At 56.0% G+C, this 23792-nt stretch carries 27 protein-coding genes; 14 read left to right on the top strand and 13 right to left on the bottom strand.

Going from position 1 to position 23792, the window contains the following annotated elements:
- The first annotated feature begins 136 nt into the window (after positions 1–136).
- From DYU11_RS22565 to DYU11_RS33335, 4 genes are read left to right on the top strand one after another with little or no spacing between them, the layout of a single operon-like run.
- The gene (locus DYU11_RS22565) at positions 137–505 is read left to right on the top strand and encodes a hypothetical protein (RefSeq protein WP_119669998.1); all 369 of its coding nucleotides are present in this window, start codon (positions 137–139) and stop codon (positions 503–505) included.
- Between the two features lie 2 nt (positions 506–507).
- Entirely contained in the window at positions 508–1110 is a 603-nt protein-coding gene (locus DYU11_RS22560) for a hypothetical protein (protein WP_119669997.1), read from the top strand.
- Positions 1107–1628: a D-Ala-D-Ala carboxypeptidase family metallohydrolase gene (locus tag DYU11_RS22555; RefSeq protein ID WP_119669996.1), complete on the top strand. Its 522-nt coding sequence runs from the start codon at positions 1107–1109 to the stop codon at positions 1626–1628. The genes DYU11_RS22560 and DYU11_RS22555 overlap by 4 nt, the downstream gene beginning before the upstream one ends.
- Positions 1629–1630: 2 nt before the next feature.
- On the top strand, positions 1631–1807 hold the full coding sequence (locus DYU11_RS33335) for a hypothetical protein (RefSeq protein WP_158600342.1): 177 nt from the start codon (positions 1631–1633) through the stop codon (positions 1805–1807).
- A 126-nt stretch (positions 1808–1933) separates the two neighbouring features.
- Here DYU11_RS33335 and DYU11_RS22550 read toward each other — a convergent pair whose 3' ends face one another.
- The 9 genes from DYU11_RS22550 to DYU11_RS22510 all read right to left on the bottom strand — a co-directional run bounded on the left by DYU11_RS22550 (position 1934) and on the right by DYU11_RS22510 (position 10140).
- A complete protein-coding gene (locus tag DYU11_RS22550) occupies positions 1934–2353 on the bottom strand; it encodes a hypothetical protein (RefSeq protein WP_119669995.1) in 420 nt (139 codons plus the stop codon).
- Positions 2354–2395: 42 nt separating this feature from the next.
- Complete coding sequence (locus tag DYU11_RS22545; RefSeq protein WP_119669994.1) at positions 2396–2581, bottom strand: hypothetical protein; 186 nt, start codon at positions 2579–2581, stop codon at positions 2396–2398.
- Positions 2582–2726: 145 nt separating this feature from the next.
- Complete coding sequence (locus DYU11_RS22540) at positions 2727–3920, bottom strand: tyrosine-type recombinase/integrase (RefSeq protein WP_119669993.1); 1194 nt, start codon at positions 3918–3920, stop codon at positions 2727–2729.
- Positions 3921–4183: 263 nt separating this feature from the next.
- Positions 4184–5254 carry an asparaginase gene (locus tag DYU11_RS22535; RefSeq protein WP_119669992.1) on the bottom strand — a complete coding sequence of 357 codons (1071 nt, stop codon included), beginning with the start codon at positions 5252–5254 and terminating at the stop codon, positions 4184–4186.
- Positions 5255–5406: 152 nt separating this feature from the next.
- Positions 5407–6213 carry a TatD family hydrolase gene (locus DYU11_RS22530; protein WP_119669991.1) on the bottom strand — a complete coding sequence of 269 codons (807 nt, stop codon included), beginning with the start codon at positions 6211–6213 and terminating at the stop codon, positions 5407–5409.
- Positions 6214–6291: 78 nt separating this feature from the next.
- A complete protein-coding gene (locus DYU11_RS22525; protein ID WP_119669990.1) occupies positions 6292–7311 on the bottom strand; it encodes a glycosyltransferase in 1020 nt (339 codons plus the stop codon).
- Positions 7298–7945, bottom strand: coding sequence for a polysaccharide deacetylase family protein (locus DYU11_RS22520; protein WP_119669989.1), 648 nt, complete (start codon positions 7943–7945; stop codon positions 7298–7300). The genes DYU11_RS22525 and DYU11_RS22520 overlap by 14 nt, the downstream gene beginning before the upstream one ends.
- A 111-nt stretch (positions 7946–8056) precedes the next feature.
- Positions 8057–9178, bottom strand: a complete 1122-nt coding sequence (locus DYU11_RS22515) for a glycosyltransferase (RefSeq protein WP_119669988.1) — start codon at positions 9176–9178, stop codon at positions 8057–8059.
- A complete protein-coding gene (locus tag DYU11_RS22510; RefSeq protein WP_229365981.1) occupies positions 9175–10140 on the bottom strand; it encodes a lysylphosphatidylglycerol synthase domain-containing protein in 966 nt (321 codons plus the stop codon). The genes DYU11_RS22515 and DYU11_RS22510 overlap by 4 nt, the downstream gene beginning before the upstream one ends.
- A 46-nt stretch (positions 10141–10186) precedes the next feature.
- Between DYU11_RS22510 and ruvC the strand changes: the two genes are divergently transcribed.
- The 4 genes from ruvC to DYU11_RS22490 all read left to right on the top strand — a co-directional run bounded on the left by ruvC (position 10187) and on the right by DYU11_RS22490 (position 13874).
- Positions 10187–10777, top strand: coding sequence for a crossover junction endodeoxyribonuclease RuvC (ruvC, locus tag DYU11_RS22505; RefSeq protein WP_119670339.1), 591 nt, complete (start codon positions 10187–10189; stop codon positions 10775–10777).
- A gap of 121 nt (positions 10778–10898) precedes the next feature.
- Positions 10899–12122 (top strand): sensor histidine kinase, encoded by a 1224-nt coding sequence (locus DYU11_RS22500; protein ID WP_119669986.1) that lies wholly within the window; start codon positions 10899–10901, stop codon positions 12120–12122.
- Positions 12094–12870: a LytR/AlgR family response regulator transcription factor gene (locus DYU11_RS22495; RefSeq protein ID WP_119669985.1), complete on the top strand. Its 777-nt coding sequence runs from the start codon at positions 12094–12096 to the stop codon at positions 12868–12870. The genes DYU11_RS22500 and DYU11_RS22495 overlap by 29 nt, the downstream gene beginning before the upstream one ends.
- 137 nt (positions 12871–13007) lie before the next feature.
- Positions 13008–13874 (top strand): YybH family protein, encoded by an 867-nt coding sequence (locus tag DYU11_RS22490; protein ID WP_119669984.1) that lies wholly within the window; start codon positions 13008–13010, stop codon positions 13872–13874.
- A gap of 191 nt (positions 13875–14065) precedes the next feature.
- On the opposite strand, the gene DYU11_RS22485 is transcribed toward DYU11_RS22490, so the two are convergent.
- Complete coding sequence (locus DYU11_RS22485; protein WP_119669983.1) at positions 14066–14629, bottom strand: cupin domain-containing protein; 564 nt, start codon at positions 14627–14629, stop codon at positions 14066–14068.
- 377 nt (positions 14630–15006) lie between these two features.
- On the opposite strand from DYU11_RS22485, the gene DYU11_RS22480 reads away from it, so the two are divergent.
- The gene (locus tag DYU11_RS22480) at positions 15007–17568 is read left to right on the top strand and encodes a DUF5686 and carboxypeptidase-like regulatory domain-containing protein (RefSeq protein WP_119669982.1); all 2562 of its coding nucleotides are present in this window, start codon (positions 15007–15009) and stop codon (positions 17566–17568) included.
- Positions 17569–17645: 77 nt separating this feature from the next.
- Here DYU11_RS22480 and DYU11_RS22475 read toward each other — a convergent pair whose 3' ends face one another.
- A complete protein-coding gene (locus tag DYU11_RS22475) occupies positions 17646–18548 on the bottom strand; it encodes a DUF2911 domain-containing protein (protein WP_119669981.1) in 903 nt (300 codons plus the stop codon).
- A 71-nt stretch (positions 18549–18619) separates the two neighbouring features.
- On the opposite strand from DYU11_RS22475, the gene DYU11_RS22470 reads away from it, so the two are divergent.
- The 4 genes from DYU11_RS22470 (at position 18620) to DYU11_RS22455 (ending at position 20712) form a co-directional block, all read left to right on the top strand.
- Positions 18620–19168: an NUDIX hydrolase gene (locus DYU11_RS22470; RefSeq protein ID WP_119669980.1), complete on the top strand. Its 549-nt coding sequence runs from the start codon at positions 18620–18622 to the stop codon at positions 19166–19168.
- A 71-nt stretch (positions 19169–19239) separates the two neighbouring features.
- Complete coding sequence (locus DYU11_RS22465) at positions 19240–19644, top strand: hypothetical protein (protein WP_119669979.1); 405 nt, start codon at positions 19240–19242, stop codon at positions 19642–19644.
- A 183-nt stretch (positions 19645–19827) separates the two neighbouring features.
- Complete coding sequence (locus DYU11_RS22460) at positions 19828–20163, top strand: hypothetical protein (RefSeq protein ID WP_119669978.1); 336 nt, start codon at positions 19828–19830, stop codon at positions 20161–20163.
- Between the two features lie 111 nt (positions 20164–20274).
- Positions 20275–20712 (top strand): hypothetical protein, encoded by a 438-nt coding sequence (locus DYU11_RS22455; RefSeq protein WP_119669977.1) that lies wholly within the window; start codon positions 20275–20277, stop codon positions 20710–20712.
- Between the two features lie 91 nt (positions 20713–20803).
- On the opposite strand, the gene DYU11_RS22450 is transcribed toward DYU11_RS22455, so the two are convergent.
- Both DYU11_RS22450 and hemN read right to left on the bottom strand, forming a co-directional pair.
- Positions 20804–21280 (bottom strand): pyridoxamine 5'-phosphate oxidase family protein, encoded by a 477-nt coding sequence (locus DYU11_RS22450; RefSeq protein WP_119669976.1) that lies wholly within the window; start codon positions 21278–21280, stop codon positions 20804–20806.
- A 45-nt stretch (positions 21281–21325) separates the two neighbouring features.
- A complete protein-coding gene (gene hemN, locus DYU11_RS22445) occupies positions 21326–22699 on the bottom strand; it encodes an oxygen-independent coproporphyrinogen III oxidase (protein ID WP_119669975.1) in 1374 nt (457 codons plus the stop codon).
- 123 nt (positions 22700–22822) lie between these two features.
- On the opposite strand from hemN, the gene DYU11_RS22440 reads away from it, so the two are divergent.
- Positions 22823–23792, top strand: a 970-nt coding sequence (locus DYU11_RS22440; RefSeq protein ID WP_199736765.1) for a heavy metal translocating P-type ATPase metal-binding domain-containing protein, incomplete at its 3' end; no start/stop codon positions are given.

Below are 23792 nucleotides of genomic sequence, written 5' to 3'. Positions count from 1 at the left end.
AGCGCCGAGGGTGTTTTCTGTTTGGCTACCGACGCCGGATCCGTGAGCTGGAGGCAGAGCTTTTGCCTGATTTATAGAGTACCGAATGCTATCCACCCGCCGACAGCCTAACCTGCTAAGAGATCAAGAAAACGTTATGGAGTTGCCTGGAGCTGTACGGCCGGTCGATTTGGCCTTCGTACTATTTTTCATATTTGTGGGTGCCGGTTTTCAGTTTGTCAACACCAAAAACCGGGAGAATTACTCGCTGTTGCAACGGTTGTATTCGCAGTTTGCCGCGATTGTCTTCGTGGGCCTGCTGGCGATGCTTGCCCTGTCGAACCACTGGAACGTGCTGGTGGTCGCCTTTGCGGGGTTTCTGGTCAGCATACCGGCCGAAAAGGGGCTCCGACTGCTGAAAAAGTACTTTGATGAGAGCGCAAACTTTGGCGACTTCGTGCAGCGGCTGTGGAAGGCGTACCAGATGACTAGACAGAATAACTCAACGAATGATGACAAGCCTTAACAATGAACAACGCAATGCTGATTCCGTTCGTACTGGTTAGCCTCAGCTCCCTGTTTCAATACGGGATGCTGCTGCTGGCTCCGCCTGATAAAGGGCGTGTGTGGAAAATTGCCATTTATGTCGGTATGCTCGGCTGTGGCCTGAGCGCCTTCGGCTTCATCGCTCCCCGGCTCAACCCCTGGCCCTGGGAAACCTTCGCCACCTTCATCGGTGCCATGCTTGGCGGGGTCGTGTTGAGCTACTACCAGCGGCCGGTACCCGACACCTACAGTGCGGAACAACGTGCCCTTGAGCTGGAACGTCGTCAGGATGCCTTACTCGACCTAGGCCGCGGCCTGGCTTTCATGCTGATCCTGACGACGGTGGTGGCCTACCTACAGGGCCAACAGCAAGGCCAGCGGGTTCAAGTAGGGTTTTCGGAAGCTTTGCAGGCGATGGCCGATGAGGTCAAGTCGCTCCGCAATGAGGTCAAGTCGCTTCGTCACGAGATGAACGATCTCAAACAGCACGAACGGGTGACCGACTCGACGGTGATCCGCAACCAGCGAACGGGTCTGAGTAATCAGGAGGAAATAAAAAAGGATCTTAAACGCAGACGGCGATGAGTGATCTCGACATAGCCAGTAACCTATTGGGACCCGATCGCGTAAGTGATCTGTTTCCTGACTTTGGGGCCTACCTGACGTTTCAAGAGGCCATCAAGAGCCAAACGGCCATTCGCAAGGGCATCGCCAACGTACCAACCGCCGAACACTACGGCAACATGGTGCGTACGTACCGCATGGTCATCGTCCCCATCTTCGACCACTTCGGTAAACTGCCCATCACCAGCTTTTACCGAAGTCCAGCCCTCAACAAAGCCATTGGTGGGGCGAAAGGATCCAGCCACATGACCGGTGAAGCTGTTGACTTTGACTGTGACAGCCTGCGGACAGTCACCAACCGGAAGCTATTTGACTGGGCGCGGGCTACGATTGACTTCGACCAGCTGATTCTGGAGAATCCGGATGAGAAAGGCAATGCCGCGTGGGTGCATATCGGCTACCGCTCGAAGGAAGAAAACCGTCGGCAGGTGTTACGGATGATTTGGCACAAGGGTAAGCAAATCTATCAATCTATATAATCATGGTAGTCGTCAAAAATCAACTTGCTGAAGAGTCCGGATCACTCGACCGGATCAGCTTTCAGACCGTGGCCGATGGCGTAGTGATTACGCTCCTGAGTGCGGACAGTGAAATTGAAGATGTGCTTAAGATGTCACCCGACGAAGCCCGCACGCTCGGGCAGTACTTATTGAGTTGAGTAAGAGTTATGGTTAAAAAGAAGGTTCGGTAAAGCCTGGTGTCGATGATGCCAGGCTTTTTTATGAAAACACCCTACCAGCAAGGCCAGTAGGGTGTCCGTAATCAAAACACTAAACAGGCGATCTTACGCGCCTGCCTCAGCTGAGGATCGGTAGGGCTGATTCTTGATCAGCTTGATGTTGTTGAGTTCTTCAATCACGATCACGCACTCGGCCGGGATGATACCCCGCTCAATCCAGTTCATGATCGTATTCTTCTTGACGCCGTACTTCCGTTCGTAGCTGGCGATCGTAATCCACTCGCCCAGATCAAACGCCTTGCCCTGGCTGACGAGGTAGTTTCGGGTATCGTCGATAATCTCACGAACCTGGCCTAGTGCCTGGTCGGTGTTGGCCTGCACTGCCTTGCGGATCTGACCCCGCTGCTCCTCACTGAGCGCCGGCCAGAGCTGGTCAATCTCAGTCTGAACCGCGTTGATTTCGTCGGGTGTATGCTGCTGAGCGATGCGCTGAAGCAGGTTATTGAGTTGTGTGCTGGTTTCCATAGTCTCCTAATAGTAAGGCCCCCGTTGCCGGGGGCTGTGTTGTTAGTCGTATTTAGTGAGCTTTGGCGGGTCGATACCGAGTAGCATGTAGTACTCGCAGTAGAGGTCGTCAAGGTAATCGAGTGCCTGATCGATCTGGTCTTGCCGCATCAGGTGCTGTTGGGCGGTTAGGCGATCTTCGACCTGTTTGATCGCGCTCTGAACTTGGTTGATAAATCCTTGAAGCATGTTCCTGTTGTGTTTTGATTACTCTGTAAAGGTACTATCTGTGAAGTATATTCACAAATAAAAACACAACTATTTCTGCCAATTTCTGCAACTTTTTTGAGGAGCAAAAGGCAAGTTGCACCGGGCAAAAGGCAAGTTGCCGAGGTCAGATACGACGTTCGTCTTTCAGTCGGGTGTCGATCAGCAGGCCCAGCGATCGCAGGTAGCGCATCGTTACTTTGGGGTCAGTATGCCGGTTGTGCCGCATGATCCGCATGAGGTCTTTCGTCTCCATCCACAGATGCACGTTACGGGTATGCTTCCAGCCGTAGAGCGTGTATTCCTTGGCCACTTTCAGCTCATCCATGATGTCCCGGTAGAGGTCAGAGAAATGATTGACACCGACTGGTTTCGGCCCAGGGCCCGGTACAAAGTAGTTGCCAGGTACGCCCTTACCGGCATTGCCGAATACGTACCAGTCAGCGGGCTTTCCGATCAGATCCATTTGCCGGATCAGCTCCTCAAGCCCTGGGGAGATATCGACCGGTTCCGATCGTTTGCCTTTGGCCCGATCACCACCGACCAGGATCGTAGCCGTCGCTAACCGTATATCACCGACCTTGAGGCTACGTAGTTCTTTCGGCCGCAGGCAGGTGTAGTAGAGGAATTGAACGAACTGGTAAAGTTGTTTATGGGTAGGGGTGTCCGACTGTTTGAGGTAATCAGTCACTTTCTGTATCAGCTCATCATTGTAGGCGGTATGGCTGTTGACCGTTTCCCGCAGCCGTTTAACCCGTTTGGCCGGGTTAAAGCTGATCACTTCCTTGTCCACCAGCCAGGTGAAGAACGCTCGGGTAACCGTCAGTTCACTGTTAAAGGTTGAAGCCGCCCAGCCCTTTGTTTCCAGGCTATAGTCGAAGTACTTCTGCACGTCCGCAGCCTTCAGCAGCTTAAACGGTTTAAGATGCAGGCTGGTCTTTTCTGCCCAGGCTAACAGCGCTCCGATCGTGGATTTGTAACCGGTGTGCGTTTTAGGCCCTAACGTACGTTTTACGTGCGCTAAATAGACCGGAACGGCCTGCTGAAGGTTGTCCAGCCCGGTCAGCTGCTGTTCGTTCTGGAGCTGGAACGGATTATAGCCGGCCTCCAGATCCTCAGTGATGCCGCGAATCAGTTCGTTGGCGTAATCCGTCCGTTCGGATTTGGTCTTGAAGTTGTTGAGGTCCTGATAAACGCGGATCCGCTGGTACTTGCCGGTATTGGGATGGATGTAGTAATAGTAGACAAACCAGCGCTCCTTCAAATTACCTTTTGCGTTATAGAGCTTAGGTTTCTTCCAGGGCTTTAACGTCTGTCTCATTTTCTGGCGCTGGTGTTTGCTAACACCTTGTGTTTTAAGCGGTTGAATCTCGGTTTCTGCGTTCAACCTCTCGGACACCCCTCTGTATCACTATTCTGTTCAATCGGAGGGCCAGACTCGATACGCTTTAGACGTATACACACGTTCCTGGCGTACTCCCGGCCGGCGCCCGGTTCAACCGCTCGGACACCCCTCTGTATAATCGGATCACAAAAGTGCAGGTTTTGGCGCAATAAAGCAACCATTTCCCTTGAACACACTATCTACTCGCTCATCTCGCCACTCAGGGAAGTCGCCAGCAGCGTACCGATCCGGCGGGCGTCGGATTCGCGGCCCAGCAGAATCATCAGCTTCGTAATGGCCGCTTCGGTTGTGATGTCCGAGCCACTGACGACACCGATCTGATCAAGCAGTTTGCTGGTCTGATAGCGCCCCTGCGTAACGCGTCCGCCTTCGCACTGCGATACGTTGAACACCACTACCCCCCGGTCGATGGCAGTTTTCAGGGCGTCCAGAAACCAGCTGTCGGTAGGCGCGTTACCGGCCCCGAACGTTTCCAATACTACGCCCCGCAGATTCGGTATCCCCAGGATGGATTCGACTACCTGCTGGGTGATGCCGGGAAACAGTTTCAGAATCGTTACGTTCGAATCAATCGCCGTGCGCACCGTGAGGGGCTGACCGGATACGAACGGACGAATAAACGGGTAGTTGTAGTCAATGCTGACACCCGCCATGGCCAGATGCGGATAGTTTTCGGAATGGAAGGCGTTAAACTGCACGCTTTCCTGTTTGGTTGCCCGGTTGCCCCGAAGCAGCATGGAGTTGAAATAAATGCAAACCTCCGGCACGATCGGATGACCCTCCTGCTGAGCCGCTGCGATTTCGAGGGCCGTTATGAAGTTTTCGCGGGCATCGGTGCGGGCCACGCCGATGGGTAACTGCGCTCCCGTCAGGATAACGGGTTTGTTCAGCCCACCGAGCATGAAACTCAACGCCGAGGCCGTGTAGGCCATCGTGTCGGTGCCGTGCAGAATCACGAAGCTGTCGTACTGGTCGTAGTTTTTTTCAATGATCCGGGTCAGTTCGATCCAGACGGCGGGTTTCATGTTCGACGAGTCGAGAATGTCGCCCAGCGTAATGAGGGTAATCTCAAAATCGAGCCGGTGAATCTCCGGTACGCGGTCCAGCACCTGTTCAAAATCGAACGGAACGAGCTGGCCGGATTTCTGATCGTATACCATGCCTAAGGTACCGCCGGTGTAAATGACCAGTACCGACACGCGCGGTTTGTTGGGTAAAGCAGGGTTTATTCGGACAGTTTTGTAAGGCATCGCTGTGAAGTGAGCCGCAAAAGTAGTGCTTTGTTTGTCGAAGATGCCACAGATTTCCCAGATTGTTCACGGCCGCAACGTTGGGATGGTACTGCGGCAGAATCGCGGTTGTGCAGCATCATCCCAACCAATCTGGCGGACCGGTGAACCGTCTATTCGGGCAATAAGTTGGCGTACAGAGCCGGCAGCAAGGCCTGCGCGTTGGCGGTGGTGTGCCGCGCTACGTCTTCCAGGCTGATCTGCATCAGGTCGGCCACGCGTTGGGCAATGATCCGGATGTAGGCGGGTTCGTTGCGTTTGCCCCGATACGGTACCGGAGCCAGGTACGGACTATCGGTTTCCAGAACGATGTGGTCGAGGCCGATATGGGGTAATATCTTATCCAGGCCGCCGTTTTTGAACGTAGCGACTCCCCCTATACCGAGTCTGAAACCCAGATCAATGGCCCGGCGGGCTTCGTCGAGGGTACCGACAAAGCAGTGAAAAACACCCGTCAGTCCCGGCAGCGCCAGGTGTTCGATCACGTCGGCGGCTTCGGCAAAGGCATTGCGATCGTTTCCGGACCGGGTGTGCATCGAAACAGGCAACTGCTGGTCAGCGGCCCAGCGAAGCTGCGTCCGGAACGCTTCGAACTGCTGGTCCACGAAGGTCATATCCCAGTAGAAATCCAGCCCGATTTCACCAACGGCCATGAATGCGTTGCGGTTCAACTGGTCTTCAACGGCCGCCAGTTCAGCCTCGAACGTATCGTTCACATACGTTGGGTGCAGGCCCATCATCGGCAGGCAGCGCTCGGGGTAACGCTCGGCCAGGGCCATCATCCCGGCTACGGTTTCGCGGGCGCAGTTGGGCATCCAGATCTGGCTGATCTGGTCGGCTTCGGCACGTTCGAGCATCGCGTCGCGCTCCTGCTCAAACTGTTCGTCGTAGATGTGGGCGTGGGTGTCAATCAAAATCATAGTCTGCGTATCTGGACGTTAGATGAGAAACGCCGGGCCGTATCAAACAGCGGGGTCTGCTTCTCACAGGCAACGTGTCTAATCATATCGTCGGTCTTTCCAGGTAATGCGGGTCGGGAGCCAGTAGTACGCAACCGACAGGGGCCCCATCAGGAGCTGGTACAACTCAAACAGCACCGCATACGGCCATAACCGCCGGGCGGGCGGGTTCGTTTGATACAGGCGGTGTAATCCAAAAAAAATTGTCGTGGTCTGCAGGCCAAACCGGAGCAGGTAAAGGCCAAGGGCCGGTGCGGGCGCAATCAGGGCCAGCAGCAGCAGCAGCGGTCCGGCGAGGTAATGGACGTACAGCGAAGCCACCATCCAAAGTGGGAGTGCCGATGCCCCGCGCATCCAGCGTTTGCGTTGCTGCAGCCACGCGCCGAGCGTATCGACAGGCTGCGTATAGGCCAGCACGTGGGCATCCAGCCGGTACCGGAACCCGTAGCCCCGCTTCACAATGGCCCGGAACAGGGTGAAATCTTCAACTACGGAGAAGGGCAGGGCTTCGTAGCCCCCGACAGCCGCGTAGGCTGCCCGGGATACAGCCAGGTTATTACCCATAGCCGTAACCGGAATCCCGAACTTTCCGGCCAGGTAGGTCAGGGTATGATTGTAGAGCCAGTCGACGGTCTGGAGGTGATGAAATGGCCGGTGGCCCCGTGGCAGCGTGACGCCCGCAACAAGTCCAACACCGGGTTCAGCCAGCGAGGTCCGCATGGCCGCTATCCAGTCCGCTGAAACCTGAGTGTCGGCATCGGTAAAGAACAGATAGTGGCCGCGGGCGTGGTGGGCCAGTTGCGCCAGTACGTTGGCTTTACCCGCCAGACCAGTCGTTGAGGGCTCGATGGTAAACAGCCGGAATCGCGGCTGGTCAGCGATACACGCAGCCGCTACCTCGCCGGTCCGGTCGGTCGACTGGTCGTTGCCGATCAGCACTTCGTAACGGGTCGAGGGGGCTTCCTGACGCGAAACAGCCCGCAGGGATGCCGGGAGTGTGGCCTCTTCGTTGCGGGCTGCGATAAGAACACTGACAAGGAGTGGTTCAGAATCCTGCATACACAGGCTGGGGAACGGCCCGGAACGAATAGCCCCGCTCCGCGAAATAAGCCAGCGTCCGGGGCAGAACGTACCGCATGGTCGGCCAGGCTTTCAGGCTGTCATGAAGCACGACGATAGAGCCCGGTTCGGTATACTGGAGGGTCTTCCGCAAACAGACCTCGGGGGATAAGGTCTGGTCGAAATCGCCGGTCAGAACGTCCCACATCACCACCGCGTACGTGTCGAGCAGCAGGGTTGCCTGACTTTTCTTGATCCGTCCGTAAGGCGGGCGGAACAACCCGGTTTCGACGCCGATCTGCTCCTGACACAGTTGGATATTTTCGAGATACTGCTCGTCGTCGGTTTTCCAGCCGTTCAGGTGATTGAATGTATGGTTGCCGATCATGTGCCCCGCTTCAATAACCTGATAAAAGATCTCGCGGTGTTTCCGAACGTTGTCGCCGATGCAGAAAAACGTGGCCTGGGCTGCGTATTTGTCGAGTTGCTCCAGCACGAACTCCGTTACGTCGGGGATGGGGCCATCATCAAACGTCAGATAGATCGTAGGCTCAACGTCATCTTCGACCTTCCACCAGAACTCCGGATAGACTGTACGGAGCAGGAAATTGGCTTTGTGCAGAAAAAAAGACAATGTGGTTTCTGTTTACGGTCTGCGGTAATCGATGGACAGGATACGGTCTAGGGTGCTTTCCCAAGGGCGGCTCTAAACCGTACGCTGTATGCTGACAACCGAACGACCCGGTTACGTCAGGTCCCGGCCTTTCCACCGGTACCCTTTTCCCTGAGCTGCCAATCCGAACAGAATAACGTAGAACGGATAAATCAGCTGCGTCAGGGGGATTAGTTTGACTGATGATTTTTTTTGTAAAAAAACAAGAACTGACCGTAAAAACAAAAATTCTGGAATAACCTTACTCAACAAGACGATAAGCCCGGTTTGTGCACTGAATTCGCCGGCCAGCCAGCCGCCGAGCGCGACCACCGGAGCCGCATTTGCCATGAAAATAAACACGGCCAGCAGGGTCGGCAGCCAACTTGTATAAGCCCGCCACTTACTCGCCCAGCGCTTGCGTTGCTGGTAGAAAGCCCGCAACGATTGGTGGGCTGCCGTCGTGACGATGGCGTTCCGGTTTTTGACAAACTGAATGCGTCCCGGAAACTGATCGGCAACCTTGTGCATCAGAAACTCATCGTCGCCCGATGCCAGGTGATCGACCCCCGAAAAACCGCCAACTTGCTCGAAAACGCGTTTCTGGTAGCAAAGGTTTGCGCCGTTGCACATGGTTGGCCGGCCGAGTGCGAGCGTACAGGCTCCCGATCCGATCAGGCTTGCAAACTCTACTATCTGCAAGGACCCAAAAATAGACGAATCCGTTGCAAACGTCACGGGCCCAATCAGCATCGCAGCGCCGGTTTCCTGGTAAAAAGCAGCGAAGGTTTCCAGCCAGTGCGGCCCAACGCGGCAGTCGCCGTCGGTCGTTATGATCAGTTCCCCGTCGGCTTTGGCGATGCTCTGCGTAATAGCGCGTTTTTTGGGGGAGGCCGTTCGCTCATCAGACAAGGGGAGGGGGTGCAGCCCGTACGACGCCCGTTGGGCCCATTCTCGGGCTATGGCGAGGGTCTCGTCCGTCGAGGAGTCGTCGGCAACGATCACGTTGAAGTGTCGGTACGTCTGCTGGTCCAGGTCGTCGAGGAGAAAGGGTAGGTTGGCGGCTTCGTTGCGAACGGGGATAATGACCGTTATGCGCGGGCCGAGGCCGGCTGGCAGGGCGGGCCGCAGGTAAGGCATGCGCCACCAAGTAAGCCAGAGCAGCAGGGTGAACAGGGCGTAGGATAAACTTATGATCAGCAGGAGAATGGTCATGAGGTTGCCAGTTTTAGCCGCCATACGTACAGCAGGCCCACCACGACCGGCAGCAGTACGTTGGCCAGCCAGAGCGTCAGCGTGATGGTCAGCAGGAGGGAGGCCGGTGTACCCGTGGGCGCAAATACCCAGAGCGAAGCCGCTTCCCGCACGCCGAGGTCGCTGAGCAGATTAAAGGCGGGCGTGATGGTTTTGGCCAGAAAAACCAGGCCAATGCCGGCCGCTGCCGCAGCCCCCGGAAGTATCACCCCCAGCAACCGCATCGCGACGTAGAACTGGAGTGAAAAAACCAGGTACCGGAGGGTAGCCGCGCCCAGCGCCAGACCAATGTCGCCGTTGCTGTACCGGCCAATCACCGACCAGTACGTCGACCACCGGTTGAGCCGGGGCCATTGTACCGACCAGCGAATCAGTCGCCGGTACGTCAGGCCAAAGAAAATGCCGCCCAGTGAGAGGATAGACAACAAAGCCAGCAGCCAGCGGCCGGCCGGGGTGTTGCGTTCGGGCACGGTTTGCAGATGATAGCCCCAGGCCAGTGTGCCAAACACAAGCGCTACGTAGAACTGCATCCCGCCCGATACCAGCGACGCCCCGATGGCCGCTCCCCGCTCGCCCGTTCGCAGGGACAGGACCCGCCCGGCCGTATCGCCCAGCTGCGCGGGCAGCACAAACCCCAGCGAGAGCCCGGCCAGCACACCCTGGTAAGCAGCGCGAAAGCTGATCGGCTCCACCCGCCGGACCAGAAGCTGCCACTTAAGCGCTTCGAGTCCCCAGTTGATGGGCGTGAGCAGCAGCAGCCCGGCGACCCACCAACCCGGCCGGCTCACCTGGTGCCACTGGTTCCGGACAACCGACAGGTCGAAGGGCTGCCGGCGGAGTACGTAGCCAATGTACAGGAGAATCCCCGCAAAAACGGCTATTTTAATCCAAAAGACGATTTTTTGAGACGATAGTAGCTGCAAAACGTGCTGGAACTCGTTACTTTGCAAAAAGCCCCAACGCCCCTGTATGACTGCATCCCTTAATTCTTCCGCCGTCGCCACCGAAAAAATCATTCTGGGGGTCGACCCTGGCACGCAGGTGGCCGGGTACGGCATCATTGGCGTGCAGGCGGGCGTCATGCGGATGATGCAGTACGGCGTGGTTCACCTGAGCAAATATAGCACCTACCAGCTGAAGCTCCAGAAACTGCACGAAACCATTCTGCGGCTGATCGACGAATACAAGCCCGATGAGATGGCCATCGAGGACCCGTTTTTCGGGAAGAACGTACAGGCGATGCTGAAACTGGGGCGGGCACAGGGCGTAGTGATGGCGGCTGCCCTGTCGCGGAACATCCCGATTGTTGAATACGCACCCCGGCGGGTCAAACAGTCCGTTACGGGCAACGGCAACGCGTCCAAAGATCAGGTGTCGCACATGGTAGGGCACTTGCTGAAGGCCGATCTGAACCCCCAGTTTTTCGACGCTACCGATGCGCTGGCCATTGCGGTTTGCCACCATTTTCACGAAAATGCCATCCCGCTCGTATCGAGCAAAAAAAGTAAAAAAGGGGCGTGGTCGGCATTCGTCAATGAAAATCCGAACCGGACGGCATAAAAACGTCCCGACCGTTTCCGACTGCTGCGTCCGGCAACCGTTCAAAGGGCTGCTACGTACGTTGACACTGCAATTCAGCAAATCCACATAGTTTTGGCTGACATCCGCGTACCGATGTGCTATGTTTGCCTCATCCGGTACGTTCCCTATGCGCTTTGTTGATCGGTTGCTCCACCAGTCCGGTATTCCACTGACTCGTCGCCAGTTCTGGCTGTACGCGGGTGTGTACTGGGGTTTCTTCGGAATTATCAGCTATTGGCAGTCCACGATGGTGTGGTGGATTACGCCCAACAGCCGGATGTACTACGTCGAGTCGCTGGTGTGGCTGCTGCAGCTGCTGTACTGGTGGGGAGCCACTCCCTTCATTGTCTGGCTGGCCCAGCGTTTTCCGTTTCACAACCTGCACCGGCTGCGGGGATTGTTTAAGCCCGTAACCGTTCATTTTCTGGCCCTCTCGGGCCTGAGTTTCGTTCAGTTCTCCGTAGTATACGTGCTGACCACGCCGGCCTACCTGTACGAAAGTGGGCAGGCCATTACCATCCGGAGCATGCTGGTGGCTTTCTTTTTCAACTTCTCCAATTCGTTTGCTCAGTACCTCCTGCTGGTGGCCGGATACAGTATCATTGCCTACATCTACCGGTTTCAGGCGCTCAGCCAGCGGCACCTGCAAACCGAACTGGCGAACGAGCAGCTCAAGTCGCAGTTAAGCAATGCGCAGCTTCAGGCGCTGAAGATGCAGTTAAACCCTCATTTCCTGTTCAATACGCTGCATACCATCGTGAGCCTGATGGTTCGTAACCAGCCGCGGCTGGCCATCGATATGGTAACGGCCCTCAGCGATTTGCTGCGGGGCGTACTGGCCCACCAGCACGAGAACTTCCTGTCCTTCAGGCTGGAGCTGCAACTGACCCGGCAATATCTGGCGATTCAGCAGATTCGGTTTCGGGACCGGCTGACGATCGAATACGACATTGAACCGGTTGTGGAACCTTGTCTGGTACCGTCGCTGATTCTGCAACCGCTGGTCGAAAACGCCATTACGCACGGAATTGCCGACCTGACCACGGATGCACTGATACGTATTACGGCCCGGGAACACGAGGGGCGACTGCTGATATCCGTTTTTGATAATGGCTGGGGGATTATCCGCTCAACGACCCGAAAGGGGGGCGGACTGGGCCTTTCCAATACGTTGTCGCGGCTACAGCAGGCTTATGGCGACGCCGGACAACTGCGTTTTGATCAACCCCATACCGGTACCACAACCGTAACCATAAGTTTTCCGGTAGTTGCCGGAGTACCCCTTCCTCAATCTTATGACACCGTATCGAACCCTGTTGATTGACGACGAACTGTCGGCCCGCGAGGTACTGCAGGTCTATCTGCAAACAGATCCGTCGGTTGTGGTTACGGCCGAAGCCGCCAACGGCACCGAAGCCGTTCGGATGATACTGCAACAGCGCCCCGATCTGATTTTTCTGGACATTCAAATGCCCGAACTGGACGGCTTTGGCGTACTGCGCGAAATCTGGACGTACCACCAGCCCGTCGTGGTATTCACGACTGCCTACGATCAGTACGCCCTGAGAGCCTTCGAGGTGAACGCGATCGATTACCTGCTGAAACCGTTCAACGACCTGCGTTTTTTTCAGGCGCTGGAACGGGCCAAGGAACGGCTCCGGCTACAAAGCCAGCCTGATATGGATGCGTTGCTGAGCCAGTTGCATACCGTGGCTGCGCCCGCTGGCTCGGGCACGTACCTCCGCCGGATGCTGGTGAAGGAAAATGGCCGGATGTTTTTTGTCGATACCGCCGACATCCGGTACTTCGACGCCGAAGGAAACTACATTACGCTGCACACCGGCCGCAGCCACTACACGATTTACGACAGCCTGACAAACCTGGAAACGCAGCTCGATCCGCTGGATTTCGTACGGATACACCGGTCGTACATCATCAACGTCAATTACATTAAGGAAGTGGAAACGCACTACAACGGCGACTATGTCGTCCGGATGCAATCGGGGGAGGTACTCAAATGGACACGGAACTACCGCGATAACCTGAAGGCCTTCTACGGAAAAAGCCGGTAGATGGAACAGCCCGTTGGGGCTTTCGCATAAAATCCAGGGTCGTTCAGAGAATTGACCCCGCAAAACAACCCGGGCCACCCGACCTTTGGATCATAGCTGAGCCGTCAGCTCCGTGTATAAACTCAATTTTTTAATGTATGCATACCGTATGGGTTGCCATAGCGGCTCTGGCAGGAGCCATGCTGCCGACCGAACCACTTTCCGTTCGGTCGGATTACCAGGCGCTGGTAGCCGCTGAACGGGCCTTTGCCCAGCGTGCGATCGACAAAGGAATTCGGGATGCGTTCCTGGAAAACCTCGATGAGCAATCGGTAATTTACGAAACCAATCGATTCAGTCCCGGCCGACCGGCGTATGCGAGGCTGCAGTCAGAACCCGGCAAACTACTCTGGCGACCGGCCTACGCCGAAATTGCTCAGTCAGGGTCACTGGGGTACACGACTGGTCCGTTCGAAATTCGCCCGCATTCGATGGACGATAAGCCGGTAGCGCACGGTCACTACACGACCGTCTGGCACAAAACGGCCGATGGCAGTTGGAAAGCCCTCGTCGACTTCGGTATCATTCACGGGCAACCTGACGTACCGGTGCCCGACGTGCAGCCCCCCGCCCAATTTGCTGCTAAAGTGACCGCAGCCGCCGACACGGCCGCTTTGGGCCGGGAACTGCTGCAAACGGAAACGGCCTTTGCTGAAATCGCCCGTGCGAACAGCCTGCGGGATGCGTACCGGCAAGTGTGGCCCACTTCGGATTCCGTCCGACTGCTGCGGGATGGTTTTGCGCCCAATGTGGGGAAGGCGGCAGGGACGGTGGCCGATGCCTCCACCCAGCAGGTCGACTACCGACCCGTACGGGCTGTGGTAGCTCCCTCGGGCGATTTTGGGTTTGTGTACGGCTACGCTACGTACCAGCGCCGGCAGCAGGCGTATCTGCGCATCTGGCGTAAACGATCGGGACGCTGGCAATTAGCCCAGGAAGTACTGAATGTAAAACTGGCCGGTTGATTACCGGGTAGTCGTTGACAGGTAATAACGAGTCAGACAGCTAAAGTTAATAAAGTCTATTCGCAAACGTTGGCGGGCGGCCCGGTCGCTGCAGCAACGGAAGGTTACACACTACAGCGATACCGTTCCTGACGGTATCGCTGTTTTTTTGGCTGGATTGCCGGACGTAGTAAGCTGCCCATACACCATCACTAATCCAGTTTTAAGGGCGGTCCCACAACCTGCATCTCGTTGTTGGCAAACAGCTTGCCTAATTCTTCTTTAGAAGGTTCATGATCCATACCCGCCAGAGAAACAAAAAAATCCTCCAGTTTGCCCGCTGGCTGTAGCATCACGATCATCTTGCCCCGTTCGGCCACCTGCGTCCAGGCATGGGGCACTTTACGGGGAAGAAAAATACTGTCTCCAGCTTTCAGGGTATGTTTCTCGTCGCCGACCTGAAAATAATACGTCCCTTCCAGTACGTAGAACACTTCGTCCTGCGCCGGGTGAACATGCAACGGGGTGCCGCGTCCCGGCGAAAGGGAAGTCTGTTCAAAAACCGCCAGACCACCGTCGGTGTCGCTACCCGAAATCTTCACATCAATCACATTGACATTAACGCCCCGGAGTGTGATGTGACCATGCTTACGGCCTTCACCCGCAGTAATCTTAAAGCCTTTAATTGGTGGTAAGGCTTTCCATAGGCCGGTAAGGGCCAGCGAAGGGGCAGACAGCAGGGCAGAGAGAGCCGCGACAAATCGGTTTCTAGTCATGGAAATGGTTGGGTGGTGGTTGCTTTTCCTACCTGAAATTACCACAAGTTTGCCATAAGCAGCAACCGAAAAATAAAACGCAAACCAGGTGGGTTCAATGGTCGTGGGTCATCTCCGGCCTGCCAGAGGCCAGGGCCTGTTCATGAACATGTCCAGCCGTCTTTCCTGGCCGGTTGCAAAAACGTAGCGGATACGCATGAGGGTGTAAGTCGACTCAGTTGTCAGACAGATCGAAAGCCGGCAAACCGGCCAGCTACGTACTGATCAGTTCAGGGCGGCAATCTGGCAGGTCAATCATCAAAAATGCTGGCTTGGGTTTAACCATCTCAACAATTTCTCAAGAAGTCGGCAAGTTTGCCACGATGCATACCTGAATTATGAAACACGCTTGTTTTATCCTCTTTTTATTCAGCTTTTGGCTGGGAATAGCTTTACCCGCTCAAAGCCAGCTAACGGTCACTGGCCGAATCACTGAAGCCGCAACGGGCCAACCCATTCCATTTGCAAACGTAGCCGTTGCCGGCAAGCCCATCGGGACGCAGGCCGATCCCGACGGTCGCTATCAATTAATTCTTCGCCAGCCTGCCGATACATTGCTCGTTTCGGCGATGGGGTTCCAGGCTGCCAAGTTGGCTATCGACCCAACCAAACCGACGCAGACTGTTGACATCAGCCTGGCTGCGGCTACCGCTACGCTGGGCGAAGTGACCGTTCGGGCGGGCGAGAACCCCGCTTACCGGGTGCTGCGCCTGGTCAATGACCGCCGGAAACAGAATGATTATCGGCGGGCGAACGCCTATGAATACCAGGCCTACAGCCAGCTGGCGATCAGCATCACTGATATGGCCAGGCCGTTTCGGGAACGCAGGGCTGTGCGGGCTGTACTGGATGCGCTTAAACAAAAACAGGCGCCCGGTACCGTAGTGCCTGATTCGGCGATGGTGCTGCCGGTGTTCATGTCGGAGTCGGTGTCAAAGCTGTATGGTCGGCGTGAGCCGCAGCGCCAGAAAGAGCACATCCTGAAAACCAACATCAACAGCGTTGGCCTGACCGACGATAGTTTCGTGGCGCTGTTCACGGGGGCCGGCTTCTCGACAATTAATTTCTACCAGAACGCGGTGGGGATCTTCAACAAGGAATTCATGTCACCCCTGGCCGACAATGGCCGCGGGGCGTACCGGTACTTTCTGGCCGATACGGCCCAGATTGGTCAGCATACCTGCTTTGGCATCGACTTTGACCCCAGGAACCCCCGCGATCTGGTGATGCAGGGCCGCGTCTGGATCGATACGGTAAGCTATGCGCTGGTGCAGATCGACGCCACCATCGGCCCACAAGCCAATCTGAACTACATCAATCAGGTACAGATTGAGCAATCGTACGAGCTGCTCGGCGACTCGCTGAAAGCCTGGCTGCCCGAACGCACCCACGTAGTGGTGTCGGTTGGCGAAGTGGTCAAAAATACCTTCGGCGCTACGGTCGACTACCTCACGACCGTGCAGGAGGCCGTAGTGGGGCAACCGAAACCCGCTGGTTTTTACGAACCGGAGATCGAAACGGCCGAGGACCGGAACGAAAGCAGCGATCAGTATTGGCAGACCGCCCGCCAGCATAGCCTGGGTGCGGACTCGACCCGAAACGTAGCGTTCCAGGCCATGCTGGATACCGTCCGCAGCGTACCGCTGGTGAAAGCGTATACCCGGGCCGCAGCCTTCCTGTCGAACGGTGGGTTCCTGTCCGTCGGCAAGTCTGTGCAGGTGGGCTCGTTGTTTTCGGGATGGGCCTACAACAACATAGAAGGGCATCGGCTGCGGATCGGGGCGCGGACGACCAACCTGTTTAGCCGACGCTGGCTGCTGGCGGGGTATGTGGCATACGGCACCCGTGATAAGGTCTGGAAGTCGGGTTGGGAAGTGCATTACATCCCGACCCGCAAGCCCCTGACCATGATCAGCCTGCGGAGCAGCTATGACCTGGAGCAGTTGGGGTTACGGACCGAAGATGTGGCCGATAATCCGTTCCTGACGTATGTCAACCGCTTTGGCCACTGGCCGCGGGCCTATTATCAGGAAGAAACCAGCCTGTCGGTGCAGCGCGATGTTGCCCGGGCCTTTACGCAGACAATCGGCGTTCGGGAGCGGACGTTCCGGCCAACGTTTCCTTTTGCGTTCCGGATGCCGGTAGACGACACTACGCTGCCCACGCCCAGCGTAGGCTACGTAACGGACGAAGTGTTTCTGGAAACCCGCTACGCACCGGGTCGGCTGCCGAGCCGCCGGGTTAACTCGCGTCGCATCCGGCGCCGGGCCGGCGAAACGGCCCCCATCGTGACCCTGCGGTACACCCACGGCTGGTATCATCCCGACAACAACAGAGCGCAGGTAGCCAGCTATGACAAGTGGCAGTTTGACTGGTCGCACCAGTTGCGATGGGGAGTGCTGGGTCGTATGCAGTATACCGTACAGGCCGGCTACACGCCATCGGCCGTACCGTATCCGCTGTTGCAGGTGCATCTGGGAAACCCCACGCCGGTCTACAACCGCAACGCCTACAACCTGATGAATCCGGCTGAGTTTGTCTCCGACCGCTACGTATCCGTGGCGGCCGAGCACAAATTCGAGGGAGCCCTGACCAACCGCCTGCCGTTGATTCGGCGGTGGAACTGGCGGACGTTCGTGGAAGGAAAAGTACTGTGGGGATCGCTCAGTGCCCAGAACCGCCGGATACTGGCTGCCTACGACCCGGCGGGGCAGCCGATAGCACCCATTCGTTCGCTTGGCAGCCCCGCCGGGCGGAACGTACCGTATGTAGAAGTCGGCTATGGCGTCGAAAATGTATTCAGGCTGCTCCGGATTGAGGCCCTGCACCGACTCACGTACCGCGATGTGCCGCAGGCGACTACGTTTGCCGTGAAGGTTTCGGCGCAGGTAGGTTTGTAGTCCGGTTTGCAAGCCCTGAACATGCCAACGCCCAGCCATGATGGCTGGGCGTTGGCATGCAGAAAGCGACTGAACGCTTACGCGTTTTTCTTGCCTTTTTTGCCTTTTACAGCGGGCATAGCCGGTACTTTGGCGGTGTATTCGGTAATGGTTTTTTCGATACCATCCTTAAAGAAAGGGAAAACCGGGTCGTTGGCCGACTGGCCCAAAGACAGAGCTTTCTGGGCTAATGGCAGAGCCTCGGCGTACTTGCCCATCTGCCCCAGAATCTGTGACTTGATGAACAGGTTCCGGAAGTTTTCCTTCTGACCAATGGACTTGTCGATCCAGCCGAGCGCCTGCTCCAGGTTCCGGCCTTTCGAGAGGTTGTAGTTGGCGGCTGCCTGCAAAACGGCGGCATCGTCGGGCTTTTCAGCAACGGCCTTCTCTACGTTAGCGGCTGCGTTGGCGCTGGTATTCACGGCGATGTCGGCCGAGGCCTTCACGTTCGCCCACATGAAATTCAGCTTAGCGGTGCTGTCGGTCAGATCGCTGAAGTTGATCGTGAACGTTTCAATCTTCTCCGGGCTGGCCGACGGCGTCAGTTTCACGCGCAGGGCATCGTCTTCCTGCTTGTAGTTCTGCTCCGTAACGGCGGTGTTTTTGTTGAAGATCAGCGTCCAGTCGGTTTGGGTCGGGATCGACATGATCGCATACGTACCGGCGGGCAGCATCTGGCCGTTCACCATCAGGTCGGTTGAGGTCGTGAAGGCAGTAGCCTGGTTAGCGCCCGTCCGCCATACTTTGCCGTACGGTACAAAATCGCCGGTGAAAGGCGTACGGCCTTTCAGGCTGGGCCGTGAGTATTTAATGGTGAAATCCGACACACCCACGGATTGCATGATGGTAGCACCGGGGCTCGGTGACGGTAGCTTGATCTGGGCGGTGGCTAACTGAGCGGCTAAGCAGAGCGTGGCAACACTCAAGGAAATTTTACGCATAAATATCTATCGGGTAAAACCTTTTTAGAAAACGCCACGAAATTGCGCCTTTTTACGCAGAATCTCAACCAATGCACCGTCAATTACTTCTTTCGTTACTTCGGGAGTACCAGAATACAGAAGACCAGGCGCTGGGCGATCATGAGCGGGCCATGGTCAGCGATACCATTACCTTCGTGGAGCAGCATCCCGACTGTTTCGAGCGATCACTGGCCATTGGGCACGTAACGGGTTCAGCCTGGATCGTCAGTCCGGACGGTCAGCAGGTAGTTCTGGTGCATCACCGAAAACTGGACCGGTGGCTGCAGCCGGGCGGTCACGCCGACGGTGACCCGGATCTAGCCAACGTTGCCCTGCGGGAGGCTCAGGAAGAAACCGGACTCACCTCGGTCCGGCTGGCAAGTCCGGCTATCTATGATGTTGATATTCATTTGATTCCGGAGCGGAAAGAAGAACCGGCGCATTTCCACTATGATATTCGTTTTAAAATGATTGCCAATCCCGATGAATCGTTTCGTCATACCCCCGAAACAAAAGATATTCATTGGGTGCATTTATCAAAAATAGAAGATTATACGCATGAAGAATCAGTAATTCGCATGGTAAACAAGAAAAAATAGTAAAAACTATAAATATAGTAGCTATTTTTTTTGTTTATTCGTAACAAGTACAACAAAACCACAGACTTGTTATGAAACGTATGTTGCTGATTGCTGCCGCCCTGACAGGCGTGGTAGCGATTCATACGGCTACGGCTCAGGATGAAAAACTGAAACGGGACGTAACGTATTCGACGCATAATTATAAACACCCGAACAAAGCTGCCGAAGCCCGGAAATGGGAGAATCGTACGGCGGTGATTGTTCCGGCGCAGGGTCCGCAGCGGGTTGCTTCGGCTGATTACAAAAACCAGCCGTTAAGCGCTACGCAGCAGGGAGGCATAGCCGTCCCGGTTGATCCAAACTCTAATTTTTCAAACTGGAATTATAAGATGCAACGGCCTATGGGGCCGGCTGTGCAATCGCGGGTAGCGAAGAAACAACAGCCAAAGCGGCCAGTTGAATTCAAGCCCGGCGAAGAACAACTCGGTAATTAATCCGTTAGGTGTAAAGTACCAGAGCCATCGGTCAATGACTGGTGGCTCTTTTTGTTGACAATCAGGCAAGGAGTTGACGCAGATCATCGGTGTGGGGTGGAAAGGCGGGTAGGTTTGAGCCAACTACCAACGCCTGTCAGCGCGGACCCATACCGGCCGTGGCAGGATGTTCCCCACCGTCCTATGCAGTCTGGTTTTTCCGCTTCCCGACGATTCTGGTTTCCTGTTCTCCACTATTTTGGCTGGGTCTACGCCATTTCCTGGCTGATCCGGCCACCGTATTATATGGGCGTGGGGCAGGGGGCGCGGGGCGCTGAAGTCGTCTGCGCGCTTTCTCATGGCAGTATGGACCTGGTGTTCACTGCCGATCTGGGCCAGCCGGTCGTGAGTAGTTACACCGGTATTCTGGTCACGTTATGGGGAATAGCCACCTGGTTTTTCTACGGACGAGCTACCTTGTCACCTAGCCGGAAAGTAATCCTGCCGTCGCCAGCGCCAACCGTAGCGGCCGAATTGTGAGCGTATTGTTTATCATAAAACACACTGGATCGCCAGCTACTAAACTTTTCATTTTCCTTATATCAATTAATCATACATGGGCGTTTGCCTTGTAGTCAAAACCAACGCACCATGAAGATCAACTGCTTACGAGGTTTTTTTGCCGTTTTGTTGCTGACGGGGAGCTTGTCCTGCAGGCCCGCTATTGAGCCAATGGGTCCGCTGAGTAGCCCACTGAGAAAGGCTAATTATGTCTACACAAAGGCCGATCATGATTTCTATTCAGCTTGCGCTGTGCTTGCCGATGAACCAGTAGTTATTGAGAAGGGATGTCTGCCTGGGGGCGTGCCTTTATTTGATGGCCCATCTAAAGCAATTTTGTATCTGCTCAATGGTCAGCCTACCAGAGACAGAAAAGCCGTTAAAGCTGTCTTTATGGAGCATCACATAAACGAAGTACTTCTTCAGGAAAAGCAGGCGAATGGTCAGAAATTAGTGGTTATCAACTACGAGAAGCAACAGTTGTCTGCTAATTATCAGCTGGATAAAACTGCTAAATCAAAAAAGTAAGCGCAACCAGTCAATCAGGTGATGAGCTTTACTTTACGTAAGTAGTTTCATTTAATGTTCCTAAAAACTCTGTTCCTATTGGCTCCAACGTCTACAGCAGTCTTGAATCCGACTGCAACGTTTGCCGGCGTTCGGCCCGCCCGCTCTTCCGGCTGATCCGAATCCGGTAGACAACCGTCGGCGGCAGGGCAGGTGACGCTAACGCATCAGGTTGTCCGTCGGGCCAGATGGGTACTTCATCGGCAAAGAACGGGGCCGTTCGCGGGCCCAGTCGGTGCAAAACCTCCGTTCGGTCGTCGCCCGCCAGCTCTTCGAACTGACCGTGTACGACAACGCTACGCCAGTGGGTAGGGGATACGACTTCATCAATTTCCAGACATACATTCGGATTCTGCCGCATCAGCTTCGTTTTTGTTCCTTCGCGGGTATGGCCGTAAATAAAATGACCATCGTAGAGAAAGGTGACCGGAACGACCAGGACATCGTTGCCGGCCGCGCAGCCCAGGCGACCATACCATTGGTTGGTCAGCATGTGGTTAATGACTTCGTCGGACAGATGGGACAGCATGAGGCAGAGGTTTAAACAGGGAGTGTCGCTGGTGATTTCGGGTGCTTACACCGTTTGCGAAAACAGCCGGCCGGTTTCTGCTACCGGCTGGTTCAGATACCGGTCGAACGCCATGCCGATGTTGCGCAGGAACGGGCGACCCTGCGGCAGAACGCGCAGACCGGTTTCGTCGAACTCAACCAGGCCATCCTGACGTAGCGTTTCCAGCCGCACCGAGAGGGCCAGCCAGTCGTTAGCCGACCAGTCGGCCAGCGTCCAGGTGGTTTCGAAGCGGCACATGATGTTCAGGATGTGGTAGCGGATGAATTGATCATCGTCGCTAAGCAGGTGCCCCCGGAAGATGGGTGACTCCTCCGCCCGGATACGTTGCAGGTAGCGGGCCAGTTCCTTTTCGTTCTGCCCGAACGCCGTCCCTACGTCGCTGATGGCCGAAGCCCCCAGCCCGATCAACACCTTGCTTTTGGCGGTGGTATACCCCATAAAATTGCGGTGGAGCGTACCGGCCTGAGCCGCCTTGTGCAGCGAATCGTGCGGCAGCGCGAAGTGATCCATGCCGATTTCAGTATAACCGGCCGCTTCGAGCCGCATCCGGCCGGTTTCGTACAGCGCCCGCTTTTCGTCGGCGGTGGGCAGGTCCCCGTCCCGAAAGCCACGCTGGCCGTTTCCTTTAATCCAGGGAACATGGGCGTAGGAGTAGAACGAAATCCGGTCGGGGCTGAGCCGCAGGGTTTGCAGTACGGTGTGGATAATTGACTCCTGCCGCTGAAACGGTAAGCCAAACACCAGGTCGTGACTGATGGACGTGTACCCAATCTCGCGGGCCCAGCGCGTCACCTGTTCGACGTTGGCGAAGGGTTGGGGGCGGTGGATGGCCTGCTGGACAACCGGATCGTAGTCCTGCACGCCAAAGCTGACTCGCCGGAAACCGACGTCATAAAGGGTTTGCAGATGCTCGCGGGTGGTGTTGTTCGGGTGTCCTTCCCAGCCAAAATCGGGTTCGTCGACGGGATCGGCCCACCGGAGGATACCCGCCAGCAGCCGATGCAGTTCATGCGGGGAGAAAAAGCTGGGTGTACCGCCCCCCAGGTGCAACTCGGCAAGGCGCGGGCGCTCGGGAAACCAGTCGCAGTATTGTTCCCATTCCGTCAGCAGGGCGTCAACGTACGGGGTCTCAACGGCGTGATTGCGGGTGATGTGTTTGTTGCAGCCGCAGAACGTACAGAGGCTTTCGCAATAGGGCAGGTGAATGTAGAGGCTGATGCCGTCGGTATAATTGCTGTCGGCAAAGGCCGTGTTCAGGCGTTGCTGCCACAGGTGCCGATCAAATCGTTCGGTGTGCCAGTAGGGTACGGTAGGGTAACTGGTGTAGCGTGGACCAGGTACGTTGTATTTTCGGATGAGTGATTCGGGCGTAATCATGGAGCTAAAATTGGCGCTTTCCCGGTGCGTCTCCGCTGAGCGCAATCAGCACCCACCCTGAGCTTTATCATCCCCTGACGCGGCAGGAATGCGGACCTTGCGGCTATATTCCATGTCTGTTGTATGGTTACGACCACTGCCACCGTTTGCGCCCATTGCGGCTCTCCCTGTTCTGATCACCCCATTGAATCCGACGGAAAACCATTCTGCTGCGACGGGTGTCGTACGGTCTATGCCATCCTGAGTGACCACCAGCTTTGTCAGTATTACGACTACAACCAGACGCCGGGTACCAGCCCGCGCCAGGCTCAGTTTGCGTTTCTGGATCATCCTGATATTGCCGCTCAGCTCCTGACGTTCACGAATGGCACGATCGCCCGCGTCACATTTTACGTACCGACCATACACTGTTCGTCCTGTTTGTACCTGCTGGAGCATCTGTATCGCATTCAGCCCGGTATCACGCAGACGCGGGTCGATTTTCTCAAAAAACAGGTTCACCTGACGTACCAGACCAGCCGGTTGACGCTCCGGCAGGTGGTCGAACTGCTGACCTCGCTGGGGTATGAGCCGCTGATTAGTCTCAATGATGTCGTTCAGGCAGGCCAAAAGCCGTCGTACCGGTCGCTGCTCTACCGGCTGGGGGTGGCGGGGTTTTGCGCCGGTAACATTATGCTGTTCAGCTTTCCGGAGTACCTGGGGCTCGACGATCCTACGTTTAAGCACTGGTTCGGTCGAATCAATCTGCTGCTGGCCCTGCCGGTCGTGTTTTATTCGGCGTCGGGGTATTTTGAATCCGTATGGCGGAGCCTGCGCAAGGCTGTCGTCAACATCGACGTACCCATTCTGCTGGGTATTCTGGTTGCGTTTACCCGCAGTACGTATGAGGTGCTGGTCCTGAACGGCGCGGGCTACTACGACTCCGTTGCGGGCCTAATTTTCTTTCTGTTGTGCGGCAAATGGTTTCAGCAGCGCACCTACGATTTCCTGTCGTTCGAGCGGGACTACAAAGCTTATTTTCCGCTGGCCGTTACTGTGGTGGGGCGTGGGGGTAATGGGCGTGGGGCAGGGGGCACGGGGCATGGGGCTTGGG

Origin of the sequence: Fibrisoma montanum (assembly GCF_003583365.1) — a bacterium.
Taxonomy (GTDB): Bacteria; Bacteroidota; Bacteroidia; order Cytophagales; family Spirosomataceae; genus Fibrisoma; species Fibrisoma montanum.
The sequence above is the reverse complement of the archived record's forward strand: the minus strand, read 5'-3'. Positions and strand labels throughout refer to the sequence as shown.